Origin of the sequence: Jeotgalicoccus saudimassiliensis, from assembly GCF_000756715.1 — a bacterium.
Lineage (GTDB): Bacteria > Bacillota > Bacilli > Staphylococcales > Salinicoccaceae > Jeotgalicoccus > Jeotgalicoccus saudimassiliensis.
The window spans coordinates 2,083,506-2,109,438 of the sequence record NZ_CCSE01000001.1 but is presented as its reverse complement, the minus strand read 5'-3'; the positions used below and the strand labels follow the sequence as shown (position 1 = coordinate 2,109,438).

The 25,933-nt window shown below is 43.4% G+C and carries 29 protein-coding genes; 4 read left to right on the top strand and 25 right to left on the bottom strand.

The features are described from left to right. Both RZ44_RS10535 and RZ44_RS10530 read right to left on the bottom strand, forming a co-directional pair. Positions 1–324, bottom strand: coding sequence for a TIGR04104 family putative zinc finger protein (locus RZ44_RS10535; RefSeq protein ID WP_035811216.1), 324 nt, complete (start codon positions 322–324; stop codon positions 1–3). A 67-nt stretch (positions 325–391) separates the two neighbouring features. Then, positions 392–697 (bottom strand): thiamine-binding protein, encoded by a 306-nt coding sequence (locus RZ44_RS10530; RefSeq protein ID WP_035811213.1) that lies wholly within the window; start codon positions 695–697, stop codon positions 392–394. Positions 698–777: 80 nt separating this feature from the next. Between RZ44_RS10530 and RZ44_RS10525 the strand changes: the two genes are divergently transcribed. Further along, complete coding sequence (locus tag RZ44_RS10525) at positions 778–957, top strand: hypothetical protein (protein WP_035811210.1); 180 nt, start codon at positions 778–780, stop codon at positions 955–957. On the opposite strand, the gene RZ44_RS10520 is transcribed toward RZ44_RS10525, so the two are convergent. The 6 genes from RZ44_RS10520 to RZ44_RS11370 all read right to left on the bottom strand — a co-directional run bounded on the left by RZ44_RS10520 (position 954) and on the right by RZ44_RS11370 (position 5,083). Next, positions 954–2,063 (bottom strand): CapA family protein, encoded by a 1,110-nt coding sequence (locus RZ44_RS10520; protein WP_035811776.1) that lies wholly within the window; start codon positions 2,061–2,063, stop codon positions 954–956. The genes RZ44_RS10525 and RZ44_RS10520 overlap by 4 nt on opposite strands. A 3-nt stretch (positions 2,064–2,066) precedes the next feature. Continuing rightward, positions 2,067–2,930, bottom strand: coding sequence for a M23 family metallopeptidase (locus RZ44_RS10515; RefSeq protein ID WP_035811207.1), 864 nt, complete (start codon positions 2,928–2,930; stop codon positions 2,067–2,069). Position 2,931: 1 nt separating this feature from the next. Next, positions 2,932–3,864 carry an ABC transporter substrate-binding protein gene (locus RZ44_RS10510; RefSeq protein ID WP_035811204.1) on the bottom strand — a complete coding sequence of 311 codons (933 nt, stop codon included), beginning with the start codon at positions 3,862–3,864 and terminating at the stop codon, positions 2,932–2,934. A gap of 72 nt (positions 3,865–3,936) precedes the next feature. Beyond that, complete coding sequence (locus tag RZ44_RS10505; RefSeq protein WP_052108983.1) at positions 3,937–4,323, bottom strand: PH domain-containing protein; 387 nt, start codon at positions 4,321–4,323, stop codon at positions 3,937–3,939. 32 nt (positions 4,324–4,355) lie between these two features. Continuing rightward, positions 4,356–4,904 carry a VanZ family protein gene (locus RZ44_RS10500; protein WP_035811201.1) on the bottom strand — a complete coding sequence of 183 codons (549 nt, stop codon included), beginning with the start codon at positions 4,902–4,904 and terminating at the stop codon, positions 4,356–4,358. A gap of 14 nt (positions 4,905–4,918) precedes the next feature. After that, positions 4,919–5,083 (bottom strand): hypothetical protein, encoded by a 165-nt coding sequence (locus tag RZ44_RS11370; RefSeq protein ID WP_171816130.1) that lies wholly within the window; start codon positions 5,081–5,083, stop codon positions 4,919–4,921. Between the two features lie 107 nt (positions 5,084–5,190). Here RZ44_RS11370 and RZ44_RS10495 point away from each other — a divergent pair, with 107 nt between their 5' ends. The 3 genes from RZ44_RS10495 (at position 5,191) to RZ44_RS10485 (ending at position 7,863) form a co-directional block, all read left to right on the top strand. Continuing rightward, positions 5,191–6,090: an ABC transporter ATP-binding protein gene (locus RZ44_RS10495; RefSeq protein WP_035811199.1), complete on the top strand. Its 900-nt coding sequence runs from the start codon at positions 5,191–5,193 to the stop codon at positions 6,088–6,090. Continuing rightward, a complete protein-coding gene (locus RZ44_RS10490; RefSeq protein WP_035811196.1) occupies positions 6,083–7,285 on the top strand; it encodes an ABC transporter permease in 1,203 nt (400 codons plus the stop codon). The genes RZ44_RS10495 and RZ44_RS10490 overlap by 8 nt, the downstream gene beginning before the upstream one ends. Positions 7,286–7,497: 212 nt before the next feature. Next, positions 7,498–7,863 (top strand): DUF6176 family protein, encoded by a 366-nt coding sequence (locus RZ44_RS10485; protein ID WP_035811194.1) that lies wholly within the window; start codon positions 7,498–7,500, stop codon positions 7,861–7,863. A 68-nt stretch (positions 7,864–7,931) separates the two neighbouring features. Here RZ44_RS10485 and RZ44_RS10480 read toward each other — a convergent pair whose 3' ends face one another. The 17 genes from RZ44_RS10480 to RZ44_RS10400 all read right to left on the bottom strand — a co-directional run bounded on the left by RZ44_RS10480 (position 7,932) and on the right by RZ44_RS10400 (position 25,929). Further along, complete coding sequence (locus RZ44_RS10480; protein ID WP_035811191.1) at positions 7,932–8,111, bottom strand: hypothetical protein; 180 nt, start codon at positions 8,109–8,111, stop codon at positions 7,932–7,934. Positions 8,112–8,163: 52 nt separating this feature from the next. After that, entirely contained in the window at positions 8,164–8,883 is a 720-nt protein-coding gene (gene nagB, locus RZ44_RS10475; protein ID WP_035811188.1) for a glucosamine-6-phosphate deaminase, read from the bottom strand. Between the two features lie 9 nt (positions 8,884–8,892). Continuing rightward, a complete protein-coding gene (locus RZ44_RS10470; protein WP_035811186.1) occupies positions 8,893–9,498 on the bottom strand; it encodes a pyroglutamyl-peptidase I in 606 nt (201 codons plus the stop codon). 475 nt (positions 9,499–9,973) lie between these two features. Then, positions 9,974–11,548, bottom strand: coding sequence for a glutathione ABC transporter substrate-binding protein (locus RZ44_RS10465; RefSeq protein WP_035811184.1), 1,575 nt, complete (start codon positions 11,546–11,548; stop codon positions 9,974–9,976). 106 nt (positions 11,549–11,654) lie between these two features. Continuing rightward, entirely contained in the window at positions 11,655–12,905 is a 1,251-nt protein-coding gene (gene purD / locus RZ44_RS10460; RefSeq protein ID WP_035811182.1) for a phosphoribosylamine--glycine ligase, read from the bottom strand. A gap of 19 nt (positions 12,906–12,924) precedes the next feature. Further along, positions 12,925–14,400: a bifunctional phosphoribosylaminoimidazolecarboxamide formyltransferase/IMP cyclohydrolase gene (purH, locus tag RZ44_RS10455; protein ID WP_035811179.1), complete on the bottom strand. Its 1,476-nt coding sequence runs from the start codon at positions 14,398–14,400 to the stop codon at positions 12,925–12,927. Positions 14,401–14,402: 2 nt separating this feature from the next. Then, on the bottom strand, positions 14,403–14,972 hold the full coding sequence (gene purN / locus RZ44_RS10450; protein ID WP_035811176.1) for a phosphoribosylglycinamide formyltransferase: 570 nt from the start codon (positions 14,970–14,972) through the stop codon (positions 14,403–14,405). Next, positions 14,962–15,984, bottom strand: coding sequence for a phosphoribosylformylglycinamidine cyclo-ligase (gene purM / locus RZ44_RS10445; RefSeq protein ID WP_035811174.1), 1,023 nt, complete (start codon positions 15,982–15,984; stop codon positions 14,962–14,964). Before purM ends, purN begins: the two co-directional genes overlap by 11 nt. A 2-nt stretch (positions 15,985–15,986) precedes the next feature. After that, a complete protein-coding gene (purF, locus tag RZ44_RS10440) occupies positions 15,987–17,405 on the bottom strand; it encodes an amidophosphoribosyltransferase (protein ID WP_035811171.1) in 1,419 nt (472 codons plus the stop codon). Then, entirely contained in the window at positions 17,384–19,552 is a 2,169-nt protein-coding gene (gene purL, locus RZ44_RS10435; protein WP_035811169.1) for a phosphoribosylformylglycinamidine synthase subunit PurL, read from the bottom strand. Before purL ends, purF begins: the two co-directional genes overlap by 22 nt. A gap of 70 nt (positions 19,553–19,622) precedes the next feature. Next, complete coding sequence (gene purK / locus RZ44_RS10430; RefSeq protein ID WP_035811167.1) at positions 19,623–20,750, bottom strand: 5-(carboxyamino)imidazole ribonucleotide synthase; 1,128 nt, start codon at positions 20,748–20,750, stop codon at positions 19,623–19,625. Continuing rightward, a complete protein-coding gene (purE, locus tag RZ44_RS10425; RefSeq protein WP_035811165.1) occupies positions 20,737–21,219 on the bottom strand; it encodes a 5-(carboxyamino)imidazole ribonucleotide mutase in 483 nt (160 codons plus the stop codon). Before purE ends, purK begins: the two co-directional genes overlap by 14 nt. Before the next feature lie 154 nt (positions 21,220–21,373). Beyond that, a complete protein-coding gene (locus tag RZ44_RS10420; protein ID WP_035811163.1) occupies positions 21,374–22,141 on the bottom strand; it encodes a putative hydro-lyase in 768 nt (255 codons plus the stop codon). Positions 22,142–22,149: 8 nt separating this feature from the next. Next, positions 22,150–23,361: an NRAMP family divalent metal transporter gene (locus tag RZ44_RS10415; protein WP_035811161.1), complete on the bottom strand. Its 1,212-nt coding sequence runs from the start codon at positions 23,359–23,361 to the stop codon at positions 22,150–22,152. Positions 23,362–23,376: 15 nt separating this feature from the next. Next, positions 23,377–24,141 (bottom strand): LamB/YcsF family protein, encoded by a 765-nt coding sequence (locus RZ44_RS10410; RefSeq protein WP_231856263.1) that lies wholly within the window; start codon positions 24,139–24,141, stop codon positions 23,377–23,379. Between the two features lie 12 nt (positions 24,142–24,153). Further along, positions 24,154–25,500: an acetyl-CoA carboxylase biotin carboxylase subunit gene (locus tag RZ44_RS10405; RefSeq protein WP_035811155.1), complete on the bottom strand. Its 1,347-nt coding sequence runs from the start codon at positions 25,498–25,500 to the stop codon at positions 24,154–24,156. Positions 25,501–25,503: 3 nt separating this feature from the next. Further along, a complete protein-coding gene (locus RZ44_RS10400; RefSeq protein ID WP_035811151.1) occupies positions 25,504–25,929 on the bottom strand; it encodes an acetyl-CoA carboxylase biotin carboxyl carrier protein in 426 nt (141 codons plus the stop codon). Positions 25,930–25,933: the final 4 nt, after the last annotated feature.

The window sequence follows — 25,933 nt, the reverse complement described above, 5'->3', positions numbered from 1 at the left end:
TTACCCCTTTGTTTTATCTTTTATATTGTACTCATAATGTTTAAAGCGCACCGTCAGCGGCTGAAACAGCAGTAAATAAAGCAGAAACATTATAAAACTGATTAACAGGGACGGCACAATCGGCCAGCTCATAATCGGAATTAATATAAAGATAAACAGCGCCACACAAAGTATCGCAATGTAATCGTATATTATTGATAATGTAGACGGCTCCAGATACTCTTTGCACTCCGGACATTTAATACGCGTCCTTGGTTTCAGTGCATAGCCCAGCAGTTTTTCCCTGTATGTCCAATTATGTTTGCAGTACGGACATTCTCCCATGACATCACCTTACTTTACGTTTTTCTCAAAGTTATTATAACAAAAAAGAAGAGCGTATTCGCTCTTCCTATTCGTCATCTTCAAATTCATAGTAATCTTTTAAGATGTCCTTGATGTTGTTTTCTTCTTTCGACTGTACGAGCTTAATGTTCGTCGTCACATGCTCGCATCCTTCATTTGCAAGGTGAGCATTAATCTTTTTAACTAAGTTAAACAGTTCATCGAGACTGCCTTCCACAGTTGTTTCCTGCGGTCCGACAAAATGTGTCAGTCCACTGTTTTCAATCAGTTCAATTGCACCTGTCGTGTGCGAATACACCTGAGCATCGCCCGGATGGTACGGTAAAACCTGAACACTCATTAAATAGTTCATTAAAATCTCTCCTCAAATTCTTTTCTGTCACCATTATGATACTATAAATTAAAGAAAACAAACATTTAGAGGTGAACGTTATGTTCAAGGTAAGCAAAGGTTTAAATATTATATTAATCATTGTTGCACTGGGTGCAATTTACTACTTCTCACAGGATTTTTTAAGTGCTTCATGGAATATTCCGCTGATTATTCTGCTGCTCGTGCTCGGTGCAGCATCGGTTATTTCAATCATTAAAAAGGAAGAACCGGAAGACTAGTCGAGGTACGGTACAAAATCAATCCGGTCGCTGTAGGATGTCATATGCGCCCGGACATCACCGTAAACATCATCCATTTCCATATCCGCCAGCGGGTGAAGATAAAAGTCTTCGTACCCGCTGCTGTCGACATAAGTCGGCATAAAACGCACCGCACCGATGTCCGTTTTACCGCCGGACTGTTCAATATTAACTTCAAGAATCCCTCCGAGACGCGTATTCAGCGACTGCTGGGCACTGAAAAAGTTAGACATCGAATAGGCAATAACCGCTTCCGTACCGTCTTCTTTTTCGTAATGTTCAATCGGCTGCAGTGTGTGCGGGTGCGAACCGACGATAATATCGGCACCTGCATCCGCCATCATGCGGTATTCAGGGATATGTTCCTCACGTGGAAAATCATCGTATTCCACTCCCTGATGATAGCTGACAATCAGCACATCGACTTTCTCTCTCAGCGCTTCAATGTCCGATACAATTCTCTGCATATCGATAATATTCACCAGATATTCCTGTCCTTCAGGCACCGGAATCCCGTTAGTACCGTATGTATATGCTAAAAACCCGACATCTATGCCGTTAACATTAAATATTCTGTCGCGTGCCATGTCTTCCCGGCTGACATTGGCACCGACATAATCAATACCGCGCTCAGTCAGGTTTTCAGCTGTCGCAATTACTCCGTCTGCACCACGGTCAAGCGTATGATTATTTGCAAAGTTTACGATATCCGCATCGAAATAACTCAGAAGATCTGCCACTTCCTCCGGCGCGTTAAACGCAGGATAGCCGCTTAAGCCAAGTGCTTCTCCGCCAATCGGTGTTTCCTGGTTCATAAACACAAGATCCTGCTGCTGTAAATACGGTGCAACACTTTCAACCCGGGATTCAAAATCATAACCGTCTGTTGTTTCCACATCTTCGTACAGATAGTCGTGAATCAGTATGTCCCCTGTTGCAGCAAAAGTAAATGACCTTTCCGTATACTGACTCAGATTATCTAAAAACCGTGTTCTATCGATCTGATTAAATTCCTTGTGCACGATTTCCTCACCGGAATCCGATAACAAATTTAAAAACATAAATACCGATAAAATAATTTTCACCAATTATTCACCCCGTAAAGTATCACCCTGTTTTGGTTCAAACTGAAGGCCTTCAAAGCGGATGCGTATCGACAATGCTTTTTCCGGTACCGGTGCATCCATTACGTGAAAGTGCAGGTGCGGGGTGTCGCTCGCTCCACTGTTGCCGCATTCTGCGATAATATCTCCCGGGCGCACTTCTGATCCTTCCTCAACGAGAATCGTTCCCGCTTTTAAATGTGCGAGCAGGGAGAATTCTTTATCGGCATGCTTAATTACAATCGCATTTCCCTGCGGCTCTTCCATATTCATTGAAAACGGTGCATTATCCGCAATACCGTCGTACACTTTAACTACTGTACCGGCACCCGGTGCAGTGACCGCTTCACCGTAACTGTAATGGTCGGTTAAACGGCGTCCGTCCCCGTCGTACGGTCTGCCGTCTTTTTTAACGATAAAATCATAGGCATAGCGCTGGGAAGAATGCGGGTAGTGATAGTTCCAAAAACTGTTGTCCCCGCCCCACAGCACGAACCAGTCCGTTCGAAACGGCAGTATATATTCTTTTTCCGTATAAATTTCATCGGTTTCAAATTTCTCAAACATCCCAAACTGCAGTCCGACAATATCCCGTTCAATGGAAAACGCAGCGGTAATCATGCGCATCGTCTGATAGTCCACATAACTGTAGCGCAGCACTCCCGGTTCGAGCTGATTGTATTTATACAGCTGAAAGTCACCGGTACCTTCATGGAACTGTGACGCTTCTCTTTTAAACTGATCAAGCGGCATAACATCCTGATATCCTTTTAATGTCTGAAAGTAAATCGTCTCAAATTTTCCCTGGTTAAAATACATTCCGAGTTCTTCCGGATAAATGACTGACATTCTACTCACCTGCTTCATTAATTTTGTTAACGATATACTCCGTCTGTTCCCTGACCGATATTAAATCATTCGTAATATAATCTTCGCTGTTAAGTAAAATTACGTGGTCCGACGGAATACCGAGCACTTCTGCAAATTCTTCCTGCAGTGCGGGGTTATTCGTATTTTCCACATTTACAAACATATAATCCGCTTCAAATTCCCGAAAATCTGCCGGCTGCTTCACATCAAATAAGCTGTCTTTCAGATTGTCTTTGGCATTGCTGTCCATTTGGAACCCAAGCACATCGTACACCGCCTCAGTTCCGTAACTCATATATTCATTATACATAACATAACCGTCTTCATGTTCCACCGCGACAAGCGCCTGTCTGTCTTCCACCTGTTCATACAGTTCCCGTTTCAGCACTGTCGTTTCCGCTTCCCACTCATCACCTATTTTATTCGCTTCCTGTTCTTTATTCAGTATGACACCTAAATAATACAGCTGTGTTAAATACGCACGGGGATTGAACGGGCTCATAATCCCCGAAGAATAAGTAATTCTGATTGTCGGCGCAATTTCCATGTACGCTTCAAAGTGTTCATCCGGTGAATACGTCACTATTAAATCCGGGTTAATTTCTTTCAATGAATCAATATCTCCCGGTTCCAGATATGTCACTTCTGAACCAAACTCCTCTTCCACGGTACTGTTATTTTTCAATCCTGCATTGACACCGCTTACATCAAATCCCAGTAAAGCAGCATTTCCGGCATCGATTGTCCGGAACAGCACGATGTTTTCCGGCTGTGCGGGAATATCAATTTCATTCGTGTCTTCTGTCGTAATACGTCTTGTTTCTCCATCTTCCGATACATCAATTTCTCTGAAGCTTGAACAGCCTGTCAGTATAAGTAAAGCTGTCATCAGCATAATTATTTTAAGTCTCATCTCGTCACCTTCACTATTGATACCGTCATTATACACATAAAAAAAGCCGGGCGATACCCGGCTTTTTGTTCGTTATGCAAGCGCTTCTGCCGATGCAGTATCTGCAGCATGCTGCGCTTTGTATTTATAATAGAATTCGAGAAATTTTTCGAGTTTCCCTTCAGATATGCTCTTAATGCTGATGAGAAGCTTGTCGTCCTGCCAAATGTGAAGGATGTGTCCCACCATCAGCAGTTCTTCAACTGTAATACGCGTAATATTATCAAAACTGATTTCCTCCACGCATACTAAATCATTATCTTCGAGATTCATAAACAATCTGTGTGTCGTCGCAACTAATGATCCGTGGTATGTACTTTTCTCCCCGTTAAAATACTCCACTGATCCTACAAGAGCCGGTCCAACTACTTCTTTCGGCAGTAGATTCACACCTTCGATATGTTTTAATTTGTTGTACATAGACAACATCCCCTTTTTTATATGTTGTATATCTATTTACCACCAAACAGGAGATAGTAAACATTTTTAAACTTTATAAATACAACACCAAGCAGCGTTCCGGCAACTCCGCCGATGGAATTTAAAATAATATCATCGATGTTCGTAATTCTGCCGATCGGCAGCAGGAACTGCATCGTTTCGATAAATATCGACAGTGTCAGGCAGAATATCGTTGTCAGCAGCTCTTTTCTGATAATGATATACAGGAAAAAACCTGCCGGTACAAACAGTACAATATTCATCAGCACACTGTTAATCAGCGCTTCTGTCGTTGCGTAATACCACATCTCCCGAATGCTTAAAAAAGGTGTCAGTTCGACGATATCGCTGTCGTTTGACGTCGGCATCAGCGTGACGAGAAGGATCCCGACGATGCTCATCGTCAAACCGATTATTGATAAATACTTTATTCTCTTCGAAATTGAATCCAGCTGGTAGCCGTGTTTAACGTTAATCATCAGCGTAATGACCGTAATCAGCATGAAGATTACAACAAATACCGGAATGACCGGCTGAAATGCTTCAAATAATATTCCCATATAATATAATGCCTCTAATCTTCTTCTAATTGCTGTTTCGTAAATGCTCTGCATAAGTCGTACGGTGCTTTACATGTCAGCTGTCCGTTATCGATAAAGTATATCTTATCTGATTTCACAATTGCCGACAAACGATGTGCGGTAACAGGCACAAGTCTGCCGCTTAAGTATTTACTCATCGCTGTTCAAGTTAAAGTCCTCTCGTAAATCCCACTATTATTATAACGATTTTTATGTAATTAAGCATTATGGTAAAATTACCTTAATAAAGTTAAGGGGGATTATTATGGCTCTGGAAATTTCAGACATTACCAAAGTGTTCGGTGAACACACAGCAGTGGATTCAATTAACATCAATGTAACGAAAGGCAGTATGTACGGTTTTCTCGGCGGTAACGGTGCCGGTAAAACCACAACATTCCGCATGATTTTAAAACTCCTCACTCCGACATCGGGTTCCATTTCGTATAACGGAGAAAAAATCGGTTATCACATGACGGATAAGATCGGCTATCTGCCTGAAGAACGCGGACTTCACCCAAAACTGAAAGTATCGGAACAGGTGCTCTATCTGGCGGAACTGAAAGGTATGTCCAAAAAAGAAGCAAATGAAGCACTGGATTACTGGCTCGACCGTTTTAAGGTGACGGAAAATAAATTTAAGAAAATCGAAAAACTTTCCAAAGGGAACCAGCAGAAAATCCAGCTGATTTCTTCCATCATCCATAACCCCGAACTGATTATTCTGGACGAACCGTTCAGCGGACTGGATCCCGTGAACGTGGAATTGCTGAAAGACGCTGTAAAAGAATTAAATGCACAGGGCTCCACTATTATATTCAGCACCCACCGTATGGAACACGTAGAAGAACTGTGCGAAGAATTATGCATACTCGACCGCGGCAGACAGATTGTCAGCGGCAACATTGACCAGATTAAGAAAGACTTCGGCCAGAAAGAAGTCATCATCGAGGGAGAACACGATATATCATTTATAAAAGATATGCCGGGCGTGCTCGAAATGAAACAGGTCAGAAATAAGTATGTCATTAAAATTGCCGAGGAAAAATATGCGGAAGATATTTATAACCGTATTACGGATATCGGGTTCTTTAAAAAATTCCAGGTGAGTGAACCGTCATTAAATGATATCTTCATATCGAAAGTAGGCCGTGATTATGAATAAATTTATGACGACATTCAAACTCACGTTCCTCTCAAAGCTTAAGGCGAAATCATTTTTAATTACAACATTGATCATTATCGCCGGGATGTTTATCGCGTTCAACCTCGATAAAATTATTGGCCTGTTCGACTCGGAAGACGATACAGTAACGCTTGAAGTTGAAGCAGATGAAACGTTCCTCGGGGTATTTGAACCGACGCTCCAGTCCTATGACGATACGATTGAAATTGTTGATGATGACGGCAGTGCGGTGCTCGAAGTTATAAATAACGAGCCGCTTGAAGTGGAAATGCGGATGGAAGAAGAAATTTCATCTTCGCAGGAAGAAAGTATTCAGCTTGCATTAAATGAAACAAACCGTGCTTACGTCGTGCAGACGCTCGGGCTGAGCCAGGACGAAATTGCCCAGATGTATGCGGAAGTCCCCGTTGAATTTTTAGTTGCTGCAGACGATGAGTCAGGTGACTTTGAAGCAGCCGATGACGATGAGATGAATTTGCTGAATATGATTATTTTCTATTTTTCGGTCATTCTGATGTTCATCATTATTCTTAACTACGCCAGTCAGATTGCAACGGAAATTGCAAATGAGAAATCATCCCGGGTTATCGAAATGATCGTATCCAGCATTCGTCCGACACAGCATTTAATGGCGAAAGTATTCGCGATGATTTCTGTCAGCGTGCTGCAGGTCGTTTTAATTACTGCAGGAGGCCTCGTTGCATTTTATTTCTCGGATACGTCTGCACTGCTCGATCAATTCGGACTGGAAGCCAATGAACAGACAACAAAAATTGTTGTTTACTGCATCATTTACGTTATTCTTGGTCTTGTACTTTACCTGTCAGTAGCTGCCATGCTCGGCTCATTCATCAGCAGAATGGAAGACCTGCAGCAGGGGCTCATGCCTGTAACGACGCTCAGCATGATCGGGTACTTTATCGCGCTCGGCGGCATGTCGTTTGCAGATCACATTGCAGTAACCATTACGAGCTACTTCCCGTTCTTTACACCGTTCGTCATGCCGCTCCGCCTGCTCGTCAGCGATACAGGACATGCACCGATGCTCATCGGTATCGGCATTATGGTAATTACGATTATTATTACTCTCGGACTCGCAGGTTTCGTCTATAAGAGAAGCGTGCTGTCCACAGAAAGCGGCATTATGAAAAACATTAAGCGCATCAGAAAATAAAATGATGTATAAACATCCCGCTCACACAAAGTGTGAACGGGATTATTTCATTTTTGAATGCATTTTTGTGCAATAAATTACTTAAAAATAAATTTCTATTTATCGTTAAAATATGCGCTTATTTCACGATGAAAAAAAAATGCTGATTTATTGTTGACAAAGCATAAGAATGTTGTATCATGATGTAGACGAAAAACAAAGGAGTCCTGAATATGCAAGTAGAATTAACACGATTTAGGGTGAAGAAAGGTAAAGAAGAACTGGTCGATCAATGGATGGAATTCCTAAATGAACATATGAGCGATGTACTTCTTACGCTGGATGGCGAGAAAATGTTTGTCGAGACAATAATGAGAGACACTATGGGTGTTCACGATTATCTTTACTGGTATTCTATTCAGGCAGATGACGGCGGCTCCAGCTCGGAAACTGAACAATGCATCGATAAAAAGCACCTCGATTATTTCCAAAGATGTATCGATGTGACTTACCGTCCGAAAAACTTAAAAACAGAAGTCGTTATGATTCCGAAACGAATTAGAAACCAGATGGAAGTAGCGGAGAAACAGAAAGTTTAACTTTTAAATAATGTCAAAAACGTATAAAACGGCACTGAAATCTAATTTTAGAATTCAGTGCCGTTATTTTAATACTTTTCTTTTTGTTCTTCTTTCATGGATCTAACACTCTGCCAAATATAATAGCCTGAAAAAAGTACCGCAATGACCTGCAGTATCCAGTTCACTTCGACTATCGTATTCGCGATAATTAAAAATATAACGAGCATCGCTGCTGTATATATTATTTTCTGTTTGTATTCATTCATTAAAAATACTCCTAACACATATGTATTAGAAGTATTATCTCATAATTTAATTCTATTCACCAATCGCAGCAGCATCTGCAATGATTGTTACATCGTTGTGATTATTTAAAACAGAAGCCGGGTTCTCTTCCGTTACTTCACCGCTTAACAGTGCCTGAAGTGCTTCTTTTTTGTTTTCACCGTAAATCAGAATGACTACCTTTTTAGCTTTCATAATAGACTTTAATCCCATAGTGAATGCTTTTGAAGGCACGTCGCCCAAATTGTCAAAGAAACGTGAGTTATCTTCGATAGTTTCCGGCGTTAAGTCCACAACGTGAGTTAATGACTCGAAAGACGTTCCAGGTTCGTTAAATGCAATGTGACCGTTACGTCCGATACCCAATAACTGTACATCAAGACCGGCTTCATCAATCGCCTCTTCGTACGCAGTCACTTCACTTTCAGCATCTTCCGCTTTACCGTTTAATAAATGAACGTTTTCAGCCGGGATTGACACGTGATTAAAGAAGTTTTCGTGCATGTAGTATGAGTAGCTCTGTTCGTGGTCTTTATCGAGACCCACATACTCATCCAGGTTGAACGTTGTAATGTTGTTCTGATCAACGTCACTCCCGTTTAATTTCTGAATCAGCTCTTTGTAAGTCCCTTCAGGTGTAGAACCTGTCGCAAGACCGATAACCGGTTTTTCATTTTCTTTAATAACATCAAATAAAATTTCCGATGCTTTCTTGCTCATTTCTTCATAATTGCTAACTTTTACTAACTCCATAATGTCCTCCTAATTTGACTGCAGGTTTTCAATAATAATATGAATCGCGCGAGTAATGTCTTCCTGAGACCAGCTCGGCACACGTTGTGCAATACCAATCTCATGACTTGGCGGCACGTGGATAAAACCTGCCGGAATATCCAGTTCCTTCTGCTGTAAATAATGTAATTCGCTGTACATTAAATTGTTGCATAAATAAGTACCGGCCGAATTTGAAATATTTACAGGGATATTCTCATCAAGCAATGCAGATTCAAGCTGCTTCAACGGCAATGTAGAAAAAATACCGTCTGCACCATTCTCATAAATCTTCTCACCATCAGGTTTAAAACCGGTATTATCCTTACGTCCGTCGATCGTATTAATCGCGATACGCTCGAGATGAATACTTGAGATTCCGCTCGCAAGCCCTAAAGACACGACAGCGTCAGGTTCAATGTCTTCGATATCCTGCTCTATCAATGCATTTATTTCCTTAAATACAACAGGATAAACCTTGCCGATAATTTTATAATCTCCGATTACTTTGCCTTCTAAACTCTCCACGACAGACTGTGTCGGATTGGTTTTAAATTTTAAAAACGGTTCGTAGCCAGTTAATAGTAACTTCTTCATAAATTATCATCCTTTTTATATTACTCTGAGAAAAAAGTAATAAGTAAATAAATAGTAGCATAAAACAGCTGAAAAGTGTGAAATTTCTATGTATTGGATGTGATTTTTTTGTCTTTTTTTGTAAAAAAACGGTGGATATATGATGCGGTGGCAGGTGGTTCGGGGGCGGTTGGGGGTAGATGACCACCGTTGTCATTCCAGCCGCTTTGGTTTACAACGGCGAGCCACCGTTGTCATTCCAGACACCCCGGTTCACAACGGCGAGCCACCGTTGTCATTCCAGCCATCCCGGTTCACAACGGCGAGCCACCGTTGTCATTCCAGACACCCCGGTTCACAACGGCGAAACACCGTTGTCATTCCAGACACCCCGGTTCACAACGGCGAGCCACCGTTGTCATCCAACCCGCCCTCCACCATCAAAAAACTAACCTCCGGCAATGCTCTGCATCACCGGAGGTTCATTATCCATTAGTTACTCTAAATTCTTAAGGTAAGGGAAACTGCTCGGGTACTGATAATAACCGTCCAGGTCAGAGTTAATCCCCGTTAATAATTTCGTGTGATATATAGGAACAAGCGGTGATTCATCAATAATGATCTGCTGTGCGTCCTCATACATTTGAAGACGTGTTTCCTCATCCATTTCTACACGTGCGTTGTCTAATAATTCATCAACTTCAGGGTTTGAATATCTTGTGCTGTTTCCTGCTGCTCCAATGTTGTCAGAGTGGAACATCGGATACAGGCCATAGTCTGCATCCAGTGTGACAGTTCCCCAGCTGCCCATAGACATTTCGTGATGCCCGTTCGAAGTATATTCCTGGAATGCACCAGCTTCCATTAATGAAATTTCAAGGTCGACACCAATTTCAGCTAAGATTTCCTGAAGGTATGTCGCAACATCCTGATGTGTTCTTGAGTTTAAAACAATTTCAGCTTTAAAACCGTCAGGGTGATTACTTTGTGCCATATATTCTTTAGCCTGTTCTAAATCGTAATCGATTGTCTCAAGATCTTCACTGTAACCGTAAACTGTCGGGTTTAACGGTGTTTCTGCTTTTTCATGAATATTAATTAAAATACTTTCGATAATCGCATTTTTATCAATTGCAGATGCGATTGCCAGACGTACATTTTTATCGTTGAATGGTTCTTTCTCAGTATTGAATCCTAAGTACGTCATGTTCGCACTCGGACGCTGCTGTACTTCACTGCCTTCGTTTGCATCGACCTGCTCAACATCGTTAGGGTCCATCGGATAAATGAGGTCCGTCGTTCCTGCAGTTAATTCAGCGATACGTGACTGGTCTTCCGGAACTGCTCTGAAGATGATCGATGCAGGCTTCGCCGGTTCTCCCCAGTATTCTTCGTTACGTACTAATGTAATCTGCTCACCTTCAGTAATATCTTCAAACTTAAAGAACCCGGTACCGATTGGTGTACGGTTCACTTCAGTCAGCGGATTTCCGCCTTCTTCAATTTGAGCATAATCTTTATCGATTACTTCTTTACTGATCATGTGCCCACCCGGATGTGCGAGGTGTGAAGGCAGTGCTGCAAATGGTTCTTTTGTATGTATTTGAACCGTGTAGTCATCAATAATTTCCACTTCTGAAATCTCTGTGAAAAGAAATGCAAGCGGTGCGCCTACTTCTTCATCGCGCACGCGGTCAAGGTTTGCTTTAACTACTTCTGCGTTAAAGTCGCTGCCGTCGTGGAATTTAACTCCCTCGCGAAGCTTGAACTCCCATACAGTTTCTGAAATCTGCTCGTAACTTTCGGCAAGACCCGGCTCTAATTCTAGGTCCTGATTAAGTTTTACAAGTGTTTCATAAATGTTTGTCATCACATAAAGCGAATAACCGTCGTTTGCTGCGTGCGGGTCAAGTGAGTTCGGCAAAGACATAATGCTGAAATCAATTGTTTCCCCTTCTGCTGATTCACCGTTCTCAGAATCGGTAATTGATTCTTCGACATTACTGTCATCCGAACATGCCGCAAGCATCAGCATAAATACTGTCATTAACAGTATCGATAATTTCTTCATTGTATTTCCTCCAATTTTTCAAAATCCATATTAGTATACTATGAATTGATGCTTTCCGCTATACCCATTTTTTGTAATAAAAAAGACAGATGAAATAATCATCTGTCTAAACGCCCCGTTCACCGATATCATTCCGGTAAAACAGTGCATCATTATTAAATTCTATCTGCTCTGTATTTTTATATGCCGCCTGTTTTGCATCTTCAAGCGTATTGCCGCGTCCTGTTACTAGCATAACTCTGCCGCCCGCCGTTTCATAACGGTCGTCTGTGACATGTTTAAGGCCGCTGTTAAACACTTCATCTTCAATTGATTCAGGTATAACAACCTGGGTACCTTTGTCGTAATCTTTAGGATATCCCTGTGATGCCATAATGACACCGAGCATTGAATCACTGCTGAACTGCAGTTTATAAGGTTCTTTATTTTTAACTGCTTCAAGCACATCGATAAAATCCGATTCGAGAAGTTCGAGCAGTACCTGGGCTTCCGGATCGCCGAATCTGGCGTTAAATTCAATTGTTTTAACGCCGTCTTTAGTAATAATTGCTCCGAGATACATGACACCGAAATAATCCAGTCCTTCTTTAACCATTGCATCCGCAGTCGGCTGAACAATTTTTTCAACCGCTTCGTCGATAACATCATGACCGATATGCGTCACCGGTGCATAGGCACCCATACCGCCTGTGTTCGGTCCTGTATCTCCGTCAAATGCACGTTTATGATCCTGGGCAACGATGTCAAACGGTAAAGTGTACTCACCATTTACAAGCACCATTAAGCTGAATTCCTCACCTTCAAGGAATTCCTCAATGACCACCGGATTGTTTTCACCTTCAACAAACATTTCACGCAGGGCATCGAGTGCCTCGTCTTCAGTCATCGCAACAGCAACGCCTTTTCCGGCAGCAAGGCCGTCCTTTTTAATAACGATTGGTGCCCCTTGTTCTTTCACGTATTCCGATGCCTCGATTAAATTCGTGAATGCACGGTACTCCGCAGTCGGAATGCCGTATTTCATCATGATGTTTTTTGCGAAAGTTTTTGATGACTCCAGCTGAGCTTCACGCTTTCTCGGACCGAATACTTTGACACCTGCAGCCTCAAGTGAATCAGCGAGACCTGCAGTGAGCGGTGCTTCCGGGCCGATGACAGTCCACGTAATATTCTCCTTCACAGCAAGTTCAACAATCGGTTCTATATCCGAATCACTGATACCGTTATGAATTTCAGCATATTTTTTCATGCTGTCATTACCGGGTACCGCGTGTATTTTTTCCGTATGCTTTGAACGGCTCAGCGCTTTAACGAGCGCATGCTCCCGGCCGCCGCCGCCGATTACTAATACATTCATTGATTTCCGTCCTCCAGTATTAATGTTTGAAATGACGCATTCCTGTAAATACCATTGCAATACCGTTCTCGTTACAAAAATCAATTGACTCATTATCCCGTTTCGAACCACCCGGCTGAATAATCGCTTTAATGCCGTATTTATATGCGTTTTCCACAGTGTCCGGCATCGGGAAGAATCCATCACTTGCCAGTACAATATTTTCCCCGAGTTCAATTGCGCGTTCCGCTGCGATTTTCAGTGCGCCGACACGGTTCATCTGACCGGCGCCGATTCCCACTGTCTGTCTGCTGTTCGCCAGTACAATCGCATTGGATTTAACATGTTTGGATACTTCCCATGCAAGTGCGAGTGCTTTCAGCTGCTCTTCATCAGGTTTTTTCTCCGTAACGTATTCCAGAGAATCCTTATCGAGTTTCCCTGTATCGCGTGACTGAACCAGATATCCGCCGGATACGCTGACAAACTCATCCTGTACAGCATCTTCAGTGAAGTCGACCTGCAGCAGACGGATATTTTTCTTCGCTGTTAAAATATTTAAAGCTTCCTCAGAGAAATGCGGCGCAATAATGACTTCTAAAAATACTTTGCTTAATTTTTCCGCAGCCGCTTCGTTTACTGTCTTATTCAGTGCAACAATACCGCCGAAAATCGACTGATTATCCGCGTCAAATGCATTTTGGAATGCCTCTTCGATTGTGTCTCCTGTACCGACACCGCAAGGGTTCATGTGTTTCACCGCAACTGCGGCCGGCAGATCAAATTTCTTTGCGAGCTGGAATGCACTGTCAGCATCCCGTAAATTGTTATAGCTCAGTTCCTTGCCGTGCAGTACATCGGCATTAAGAATCGTATTTTTATCATCTGAAGTTTTAACGTATTTCGCACTCTGATGCGGGTTCTCACCGTAACGGAGTGTTTTCTCGCTCTGTGCAAAGAAGTTCACAATAGCCTGATCGTAGTCGTTCGTATGACGGAATACTTTAATCATCAGCTTTTTGCGGAAGTCCTTATCAAGCGCATTATTTTTTAGACGTTCAAGCACCTCTTCGTAATCTAAAGGATCGACGACCGTCGTTACATGACTGTAGTTTTTCGCTGCTGCGCGAAGCATCGTCGGACCGCCGATATCGATGTTTTCAACCGCATCACTTTCAGTCACATCCGCTTTTTTAACCGTTTCTTTAAACGGATATAAGTTCACCGCAACAAGGTCAATCGTTTCTATATTATTTTTACGAAGATCTTCCATATGTTCCGGATTATCCCGGTCGGCCAAAATTCCGCCGTGAACTGCAGGATGCAGTGTTTTAACACGGCCGTCCATAATTTCATTAAAATCCGTTAAGTCGCTGACCTGCTTTACAGCAATACCAGCGTCTTCCAGAGCTTTAAACGTGCCGCCCGTTGAATAGAGCTCATAGCCCTGTTCAATAAGGCCGGATGCAAATTTCTCAATGCCTGTTTTGTTTGATACGCTCAGCAATGCTTTCATAGTTAAACTCTCCTATCCAGTACTTTCTTCAGAGCTTCAGGATATAATTCGTACTCTGTCTGATGTATTTTCTGCTCCAGTGATTCCAGTGTGTCATCATCTTCTATTATCACTGCAGCCTGTGCAATAATCTTACCTGTGTCAATGCCGGCATCCACGTAATGTACTGTGACGCCGGTCACTTTCACACCGTAATTAAATGCATCTTCGATTCCGTTTCTGCCTTTAAATGACGGCAGCAGCGACGGATGCAGATTGATGATTCTGTCTTTAAAATCATTTATAAATTCAGCCGATAAAATTCTCATAAATCCTGCGAGTACAATATACTCAATATCGAACTCAGAGAGCGCCTCTCTAATGCCTTTTTCAAATTCATGTTTACCGGCATATGCACTGCGGTCAACGATAACCGAAGGAATATTTAATTTCTCCGCCCGTTTCACGGCAAATGCATCCGGTGAGTCGGCAATCAGTACCTGAATTTCAATGCCGGCAGCTGCACTTTTTAACGCCAGGTTTTCAAAGTTGGAACCGCCACCGGACGCAAATACTGCAACATTACTGACCATTGATTTCAATTCCCTGTTCAGCTGTTACTTCACCGATAACACTGCTCGCAAAATCAAAGTCTTTCAAAATATCGAGCGCTTTAGCCGCTTCTTCTTTTGGCACAACGATAATAAAGCCGATCCCCATATTAAATACGTTGTAGGCTTCTTCGTGCTTCATGCCGCTGGTTTCAAGGAGCCACGAAAGCACCTTAGGCACTTCAACATTTGAAACATCGAGCTGCACACCAAATTCTTCCGGGAGTGCTCTTGGAATATTTTCGATAAATCCGCCGCCTGTAATATGGCTCATCGCTTTAACAGTGACTTTATCTTTTAATGCTTTAACTTCCTGTGCGTAAATTCGCGTCGGTTCAAGCAGCAGGTCCAAAAGCTTATCCCCGTCGAGTTCCGCAGTAACATCGATATTGTTATCCGCAATAATTTTCCTCACCAGGCTGTAGCCGTTGGAATGAATACCACTTGAAGCAAGTCCGATAATTTTATCTCCGGCTTTAACATCTGTTCCGTCGATATACTGATCTTTTTCGACAGCTCCGACAGCAAATCCGGCAATATCATATTCGCCTTCACCGTACATTTCGCCCATTTCGGCAGTCTCTCCGCCGATCAGTGCACATTCAGACTGTACGCAGCCTTCCGATACGCCTTTAACGATTTCTCCAATATGCTCCGGAACCACTTTGTTTACAGCGATATAATCGAGGAAATATAACGGTTCTGCACCGGTTGTAATAATATCGTTGACGCACATCGCAACCGCATCAATACCGATGGTATCGTGACGGTCGTAGTCAATTGCCAGCTTCAGCTTCGTGCCTACACCGTCTGTACCGGATACGAGTACAGGTGCAGTCATATTTAACTGCGACAGATCAAACGCTGCACCGAACCCTCCAAGACCGCCGATAACTTCCGGACGCATCGTTCTTTTCACATGCCCTTTCATCTGTTCGACCGCTTCATATCCGGCATTTATATCAACACCGGCTTTTTTATATTGTTCAGACATCGTTATACTCCTTTCGTTTTCGCATCTTTTTCCTGCGGCAGCAGGCCGTCAGTATTTTCAATCGGATAATTCCCTGTGAAACATGCATCGCACTGTCCGCGCGAGCCAAATCTTTCATACACCTGGTGCATTCTTTCAACCGACAGATAAGTCAGGGAGTCGGCACCGATTTCTTCACGTACTTCCTCATTGGATTTTGACGATGCGATAATTTCCGCATGCGTCGACACATCGATACCGTAATAGCACGGATTTTTGAGCGGTGGAGATGACACACCCATGTGGACTTCTCTCGCTCCTGCTTCTTTCAATGCTTTAACAATAAATTTACTCGTCGTCCCCCGGACGATTGAATCATCGATAACGATAATACTTTTACCTTCAACAATATCCCTTACCGGTGACAGCTTCATTCTGACTGCACGTTCCCGTGCTTCCTGTCCCGAAGCGATAAATGTCCGGCCGACATAGCGGTTTTTCAACAGTCCCTGCTCGCCGGGAATACCTGATTCATCACTGAAACCTTTTGCTGCGGCAAGACTGGAATCCGGTACACCGATAACGATATCAGCTTTAATATCCATTTCTTTCGCCAGTTCTTCACCGAGCGCTTTACGGATCGTATACGTTGATGTGCCGCGGAATTCAGAATCGGCACGGGCAAAATAGATATATTCCATCGAGCACATGCTCGGATTTTCAAAAGCCGTATAACGGTCAAAATCAATACCGTCATCACTGATTGTAATTAATTCCCCCGGTTCAAGGTCCCGGATGTACTCTGCACCGATTGCAGTAAATGCACATGTTTCACTTGCAACGCAGTATGCACCATCCAGCATGCCGAGCATCAACGGGCGGACACCGTGATCGTCCAGTGCAACAGTCATTGCATCCTCGTGCAGAATAACGAAAGCAAAAGCACCTTTTAACTGCTGCAGCGTCGTTTTAATACGTGCTTTTCTGGACGGCCCTTTGGCTCTCCTTAACAGATGCGCAAATACTTCCGAGTCCGATGTCGTCTGGAAAATTGCACCGTCATCTTCCAGCGCACGTCTGATCTGCAGTGCGTTCACGATATTTCCGTTATGCGCAAGACCGAGATCGCCGATATGACTTTTAAATAAAAACGGCTGCACGTTAGATAATGCACTGGAATCACTCGTTGCATAACGCACGTGACCGATAGATTTCGAAAATGGTCTTAATGATTCAAGCTGCGACTGTGACAATGCTTCCGTAAGCAGACCCATGCCGCGTGCACCGAACAGGTAATCGCCGCCTGTAGCGACGATTCCTGCTCCTTCCTGACCGCGGTGCTGGAGACTGTGCAGTGCCATATACGTTAGTTCACTGGCTTCAGGGTGTCCCCAAATACCAAAGAGACCGCATTCTTCATTTAGTCCTCTGAGTTCATACATGACGGGATTGCCCCCTCCCATGCGCTTTTGACATCTGATAATTCACGGTTAATTTCGAAATCCTGTGCTTTAACGATAAATTTATCGCCTGTCAGTTTACCAATCTCCACTGCGCCTTCTATTTCAAGGCCGGCAGGTGCAGTAACGATGTAGTTAGAAGCTCCTTCAGCAAATAACAGATCTTTACGCACATCGACAGCTGCTTCCAGTCCAATGTTGTTGAAGCTTGCAAGCTGTGCAAGTTTGGCAATCAGTCCGCCGCGTCCAAGCGGGGCAATCTTATTGATTTCACCGTTAACGAGTTTGTCTCGCAGCATCATACCGCGTTTATATTCAAGTTCAAGGTCGATTGAACGTTCTGTCTGACGAATTGTGTTTTCAAGCTGTTTCTCAAGCTGACTTCCCGCAAATGACGGTGTTAATTCACCAACGAGGTACAGCGCATCACCTTCGTTGACACCTTCGTGCTTAAGCTCATTTATATTATCAATTAAACCAATCATTCCAATAATTGGAGTCGGCAGAATTCCACCCGCACTGTGTTCGTTGTACAGACTGACGTTACCTGAAACGACAGGTGTCGATAACGCCAGACACGCTTCTGCCATACCTTTAGTCGACTTATCCAGCTGGTTGTAAATCTCAGGCTTTTCAGGAGAACCGTAGTTCAGGCAGTCCGTCATGCCGAGCGGCACTGCACCTGTAGCTATAACACTTCTGAATGTCTGTGCAACCACTTCTTTACCGCCGTTGTACGGATCCGCAAATACGTAGCGGCTCTTGCCGTCAAGTACCATGCTGACTGCTTTGTCAGTACCTTCGATTTGAACAATACCTGCACCGAACCCTGAATCCTGAATCGTATTGCCGCCCACTGTACTGTTGAATTCATTATAGATAAACGACTTATCACCGATTGTCGGATGAGAAATTAAGTTGTCAAATACCGTTTCAAGATCTTCATTGCTGTAGTCTGTACGTGCCTCATCCTGTTTTGGTTCAGTACCTTCCAGTACATAAACCGGTGCATCATCGGATAACGGTGCAACAGGAAGATCTGCAAAGAGTTCATCTTCATAGTAAAGTTTCAGGCGGTCACCTTCAGTCACTTCACCGATAACCGCAGTATCGAGTTTCATTTCTTTAAACATATTCATAAATTTATCTTCAGAGCCGTTTTCAACGACAAGCAGCATACGCTCCTGCGTTTCAGACAGCATCATTTCATACGGTGACATGTCGCTGTGAGTCACAGGCACTCGGTCCAGGTAAAGCTTCATTCCAGAACCACCTTTGTCCGCCATCTCCGCACTTGAAGAAGTTAGTCCCGCTGCACCCATATCCTGAATTCCGACAAGTTCTTTCATGTCGATTGCTTTCAGTGTAGCTTCCATCAGCAGTTTCCCTGCTTCAGGATGCCCTTTTTGAATTTCCGGACGGTTGTCATCGCTGAGCTCACCTGAAGCAAAGCTTGCACCGTTAATACCGTCTCTGCCAGTAGGAAGTCCAACGTATACCACTTTGTTGCCGATACCTTTTGCTGTTCCTTTTTGAATCTTGTCATGTGTAATCAGACCAACACCCATTGCATTAACCAGCGGATTTTCATGATAAGAAGCATCGAATTCAACCTCGCCCGATATTGCCGGTAATTCCATCGTGTTGCCGTAATCAGACATACCGTCCACAACACCCTGAAGCAGCCATTTATTCTGTTTGTCATCAAGTTCCCCGAAACGCAGTGAATTTAATAAACCGATAGGACGTGCACCGATTGAAACGATGTCGCGGACAATGCCTCCGATACCGGTTGCAGCACCCTGGTACGGATCTACCGCCGACGGGTGGTTATGAGATTCGACTTTAAATACAATCCCCTGGTTATCGCCGATATCAACAACTCCGGCACCTTCACCCGGTCCCATTAACACATGTTTTCCTTCAGTCGGGAATTGTTTCAGGAACGGTTTTGAGTGCTTGTAGGAACAATGTTCACTCCACATTGCAGAAAAAATACCAGTCTCAGTATAGTTAGGCTCTCTGCCTAAAATTTCGTTAATTTTATCGAACTCTGAATCTGTTAAACCCATTTCCGCGTACAGCTTTTGTTCTCTGATTTCCTGATTTGTCGGTTCATTGAATTTCATCTTAAATTTCCTCCAGATTATTGTAAATTTAGTATGCGTTTCAAACAGTGCGTCAAATTAGTATCGGTAATTACTGTGTTTCTTTTTCAAAATTCTTTTTAAGTTTTACAATTTCCGCGTCAATATCATCAGTCAGTATTGTGACATGCCCCATCTTTCTCGCCGGTTTGCGGTCTGATTTTCCGTATAAATGAACGTTCCATTCCGAATAATCAAACAATTCAAGGTCCAGACGGTCCAGATCTTCGCCGAGCAGGTTCATCATAATTGCATCTTTGTGCTGATAAACTTCCGGCAGCGGCTGGTTCGTTACGCTTAAAATATGTGCATCAAACTGGCTGATATTACATGCTTCAATAGTGTAATGCGCTGAGTTATGCGGTCTTGGAGCGATTTCATTAACGTAGAGTTCTCCATTTTTATCGATGAAGAATTCGATTGTAAACACGCCGACGAACAGCATCGCATTCATAATCTTCTCTGCTTCTGCTTTTGCCTCTTCAAAATAATCCACTCTCGCCGGTGCAATCGTGCGGTATAAAACCTGATCCCGGTGAAGGTTTTCCTGCAGCGGGAAATATACTATTTCCCCGCCCGCGCTGCGCGCTGCGGTCAATGAGACTTCTCTGTCCAGTCCGATATATTTCTCAACGATAAACTCCGTATCTGAAAAAGGAATGTTTTCATCAGCTAAATCTTCTGCAGTCTCGAGATAATACTGGCCTTTCCCGTCGTATCCTCCGGTAGTCGTCTTCACAATTAACGGATACGAATGTTTATCTGCAAAAGCTTTTATATCGTCTGTCGATGAAATATTTTCAAACGGTACCACCCTGGCACCTGATGCTTTAACTGCATTTTTTTCAGCCGTGCGGTTTTGCAGTGTTAAAACTGTTTCAGCACCCTGCGGCACGTAATAATCAGAAACAAGATTCCTTAAAATATGAGCATCGATATTTTCAAATTCGTAAGTGACCACATCCGACATATCACTCAGTCTGATCAGTGCATCTTCATCGCTGAAGTCGGCATGTATAAAAGTGTGGCAGACAGAGCGTGCAGGCGCGTCCTCTGACGGATCCAGCACCGCAACTTTGTATCCCATTCGCTGAGCACTCTGTGCAAGCATTTTACCAAGCTGTCCGCCGCCGATAATACCAATAACAGCCGGCGGATATAATCGTTTACTTAAGGTCATTTTGCATATCCTCAACTTTCTTTTCGAGACTTTCTGTATATTCTCCGAGCTTTTCAAAAACGTCTGTATCGGATATAGCCAGCATTCTCGCTGCAAGCAGTCCTGCATTTTTGGCTCCCGGTACCCCGACAGCCTGTGTCGCCACCGGAATTCCACCCGGCATCTGAACTATCGACAGCAGTGAGTCCATCCCTTTTAAAGATTTGGATTCAATCGGTACCCCGATTACTGGTGCGTGTGTCAATGAAGCAACCATTCCCGGAAGGTGTGCTGCTCCCCCGGCACCGGCAATAATAATATTAATGCCTTTCGACGTTGCACTTTTAGCGTATTCCACCATCATCTCCGGTGTACGATGCGCGCTGACCACTTTTGTTTCATAGCTGATTCCGAAATAATCCAGCATCTCAGCACTGTGTTTCATAGTACTCCAGTCCGAAGAACTGCCCATAATAATACCTACTGTCATGTTATATGCACTCCTATTTTAACGAACATTACTTACGATATTAATTATAATGTACGTATATTAAATGTCAATACTTAAATTATTTACTTTATTGTACGTTTTTAAGGCATATTTACTCTAAAAAGCACAAAAAACCGGGCAAAAGCCCGGTTTCTCAGTTTTTATATTCCTCATTATTAATATCTGTAATAAACATATGTCCCGGCGCATGGCTGATTAAAATTTCAGGTTTCGCATTCAGTACCACATTTTGAGGTGTGACTCCGCATGCCCAAAATACCGGAACTTCATCCGGTGCAATTTCAATTGCATCGCCGTAGTCCGGAGCATCGATGTCTTCTATGCCGATTGCAGCCGGATCACCTGCATGCACAGGTCCGCCGTGCATGTTCGGAAACTCATTTGTAATTTCTGTAACCTTATCGACAAGTTCCTTTTTAAAAGGACGCATCGATACAACCGTGTCACCTGAAAAGATGCCGGCCGGTTCAGTTTTAATATTCGTTTTGTACATTGCGACATTGCGGCCTTCGTCAATATGTTTAATATTAATGCCGGCATCAAGTATTGCCTGTTCAAACGTAAAACTGCAGCCGATTAAAAATGTTACAAAGTCGTCGCGCCAGTAATTTGTAATGTCACTGACCGTTTCCAAAAGTTCACCGTCTTTATAAATATTGTAAAGCGGGACATCCGTACGGATGTCCGAGTTTTTTGCATACCTGCTGACAAATCCCCCTGCTTCCAGCACTTCAATAATCGGTACTGGCTTATTATTGCGCATCGCAAATAACAGGAAATCAAATGCATATTCTTTTGGCAGTATTGCCAGGTTTGCCTGTACTTTATCCCCGGAAATACCTGAAGTCGGTCCTGAATGCTCACCGTTTCTGATTGCCATTCTGATGCTTTCAGTGTTCATTTAATCACCTATCCATTCCATAAGTCTGCAAGACCCTGAAGCGACATAAATCCTGCGATTAACGTAACGATTACAGCAATAACACCAAATACAATCATCCATGTCGGATGGTGGTAATTTCCAACGATGCTCTTTTTGCGTGATGCGAGAAGTATCGCACCAAGTGTGATCGGCAGAATCAGTCCGTTGAACGAACCTGCCAGTATTAACAGTGTTACCGGACGCCCGACGAATAAGAAGATTAATGTCGATGTTGCGATAAATACAACGATAACAATATTGTTATAGCGGTCAAATACTTTGTTAAATGAACGCATAAAGCTCGCACTTGTAAATGCTGCACCGATTACTGAAGATAACGCGGCAGCAAGAAGCACTACACCGAAAATTTTCATTCCGATATCGCCGAGTGCGAATTCAAATACTGAAGCCGGCGGATTTTCTTCTGATAAAACGGCGCCCTGTGTCAGAACACCAAGTACTGCCATAAACAGCAGCACCCTCATGACACCGGTAGTTAAAATACCCCAGTTGGCTGAGTGACTTACAAAACGGAGGTTCTTCTCACCTGTCATACCCGCTTCAATCAGTCGGTGGGCACCGGCGAACGTAATATATCCTCCAACCGTACCGCCGACCAAAGTAATAATCGGCAGAAGCATCGTCAGCGGCTCTTCCGGAAGAACAGCACGTTTCGCTGCTTCACCGACCGGAGGCTCTGAAATAATCATTACATATGTAACGATACCAATCATCAGCACACCGAGTACCTGTGTGACAATATCCATAACTGCGCGGCCATTTTTAATTAAAAATATAATAATTGCGATAACACCCGTAATTGCGGCTCCTATGCGTACATCCCAGCCGAAAATCGCATTGAAACCGAGGCCCGCACCGGCCACGTTACCTATATTAAATGCGAAGCCCCCGATAATAATCAGGACAGCTACGAATGAGCCGAGTCCCGGAAATACTTCGTTTGCTACATCCTGACCGCGTTTCCCGCTCACTGACAGGACGCGCCAGATGTTCAGCTGCGCACCAATATCAATGACTATGGATGCTACAATTGCAAAGGCAAAGCTCGCCATAAACTGCTGTGTAAAAACTGTTGTCTGTGTTAAGAATGCAGGCCCGATAGACGATGTCGCCATCAGGAACACTGCACCGAACAGCAGTCTGCGCTGTGCGGCTGTCATTCTCGGTTTATTATCCATAATTGCACCCCTTAATTATAACGTTTCGATAGAAATCCCTTTCGCTTCCAGCTGGTTTCTGATTTCCCTTACAAACTCCAATGCCTTTTCACCATCGCCGTGAACGCATATACTGTCAGCCTGAATATCTACATCATTTCCGTTAATACTTTCCACTTTACCCTCTGTGATCATACGTACTACTCGTTCTGTTGCCAGTGTACTGTCAGTAATCATCGCACCTTCTTTACTTCGGGACACAAGTGTACCGTCATCTTCGTATCCCCTGTCAGCGAATACTTCATTGACCACTGCGAGGCCGATTTCTTTTCCTGCTTTAACAAGGTTATTGTTCGCAAGCCCCATCAGCTTAAGTTCAGGATTAAAGTCTTTAACAGACTTCGCAATAACACGTGCCAGATTTTCGTTTTTAAATGTTGCATTGTACAGTGCACCGTGCGGCTTCACATGATTGAGTTTCAATCCGTTCGTACGCGCAATGCCGTCCAGTGCAGACAGCTGATACAGCATAATGCTGTACACTTCATCATCTGATAATTCCATATAACGGCGTCCGAATCCCATTAAATCCGGAAAACCGGGATGTGCACCAAGACCTGTCGTTCCTGAAGCCTTAATGCGTTTTACGGTTTCAATCATCACTGCGGGATCACCGGCATGAAATCCGCACGCGACATTTGCAGATGAAATGAGTGGAATAATTTCCGCATCACTGCCGACTTTATAATTTCCGAAACTCTCTCCCAGATCTGCATTTAAATCGATTGTTAATTTACTCAAAGAAATCATCCTTTACTCAATAATATTCTCGGTATGGATAAACTTAATATCGTAATCATTCTCTGAAACTTTCGGATGACCGAGCAGATAATACTGGAAATCCAAATTGGTTTTTATCGGTTCAATGACTGTTTCACCAAGAACGAGCTTCAGTTTATACAGTGCATCTTCACGATTTTCAGCTTTTACGATTACTTTCGCTATCATTGAATCATAGTACGGCGGAATCGAATAACCGTTGTAAATATGAGTATCTATGCGGACATTTCTGCCCTGACCGAAATGCAGCTTTTCAATTTTACCCGGTGACGGCATAAAGCGGTTTTCCGGATCTTCCGCATTCAGTCTCGCTTCAATCGCATGACCTGTAAGTTTTACTTCGTTTTGTGTAAATCCGATTTCACTGTTAAATGCCACGTTTATCTGTGCTTTGATAATATCCATCCCTGTTACTTCTTCCGAAACCGTATGTTCCACCTGCACACGGGTGTTCATTTCGATAAAGTAAAAACGTTTTTCTGCTGAGACATATAAGTATTCAATCGTGCCGGCTCCGCGGTAATTCAGTTTCGCAACAGCCTGTCGTGTCGTTTCTGTAATGTCGCTGCGCTCTTTGTCACTTAAAATAACAGCCGGTGCTTCTTCCAGCAGCTTCTGGTTATTTCTCTGAATCGTGCAGTCGCGTTCAAATAAATGAACCGCTCCGCCTTTACCATCACCAATCACCTGTATTTCAATATGTCGTGCTTTTGGAATGTACTTCTCTATATACAGCCGGTCGTCGTTGAAAGAAGTCTTCGCTTCTTTTTTCGCTTCATCGTACAGCTTATTTACATCTTCATCGCTGTGGGCAAAGCGCATTCCTTTACCCCCGCCGCCAGAAACAGCTTTAATCACTATCGGGTAGCTGATCTCTGCAGCGAGCTTTTTCACTTCATCTTTTGATTCGACAATACCATCACTGCCCGGAATGACAGGTACACCCGCTTTTTCCATCGTCTGACGGGCCATCGATTTATTTCCCATTTTCGCCATCGTTTCAGCTGACGGCCCGATGAAAATCAAACCGAGTGCTTCAGTCCGTTCGGCAAATTCAGGTGTTTCAGATAAGAAACCGTAGCCGGGATGAACCGCATCCGCTTTACTCATCAGTGCCGCCTGCAGAATGTTGTCGATATTTAAGTAGCTGTCGCTGCTTTTCGGTCCGCCGATACAATATGCTTCGTCAGCCAGGGCAACATGCAGGCTGTCCTTATCACCGCTCGAGTATACGGCAACACTCGCAATATTCATTTCCTTCAGCGTCCGGATAATTCTTACGGCAATTTCTCCGCGGTTCGCAATCAAAACTTTCTTCATCTGCTACGCCTCCTCCGGACGCACGCGAATCAGTACGTCACCGAATTCAACAGCGTCCCCGTTACTGACAGCAATTTCTTCAACTGTTCCGGATACATCGCTTTTCACGTCGTTGAACACTTTCATCGCTTCGATAAATCCAACCTGGTCTCCTTTGGATATTTTACTGCCTTCTGAAACAAATGTTTCATCACTGTTTTCATCTTTCTGATTATAAAATGTACCAATTTGTCCCGCTGTAATCTCAACAAGCCCCGAAGACGCCGCTTCAGTTCCTGCCGGCTCAAAAGCAGGCGAAGACTGCTCCGTTACAGTACCGCTGTTTTTCTGTTCGATATGAATGTACGTGTCATTGTCCGAAACACTCAGTACAGCAAGGTCCTCTTCTTTCAGTAATTTAACCAGTTTTTTAATTTCCTTATAATTCATTGCG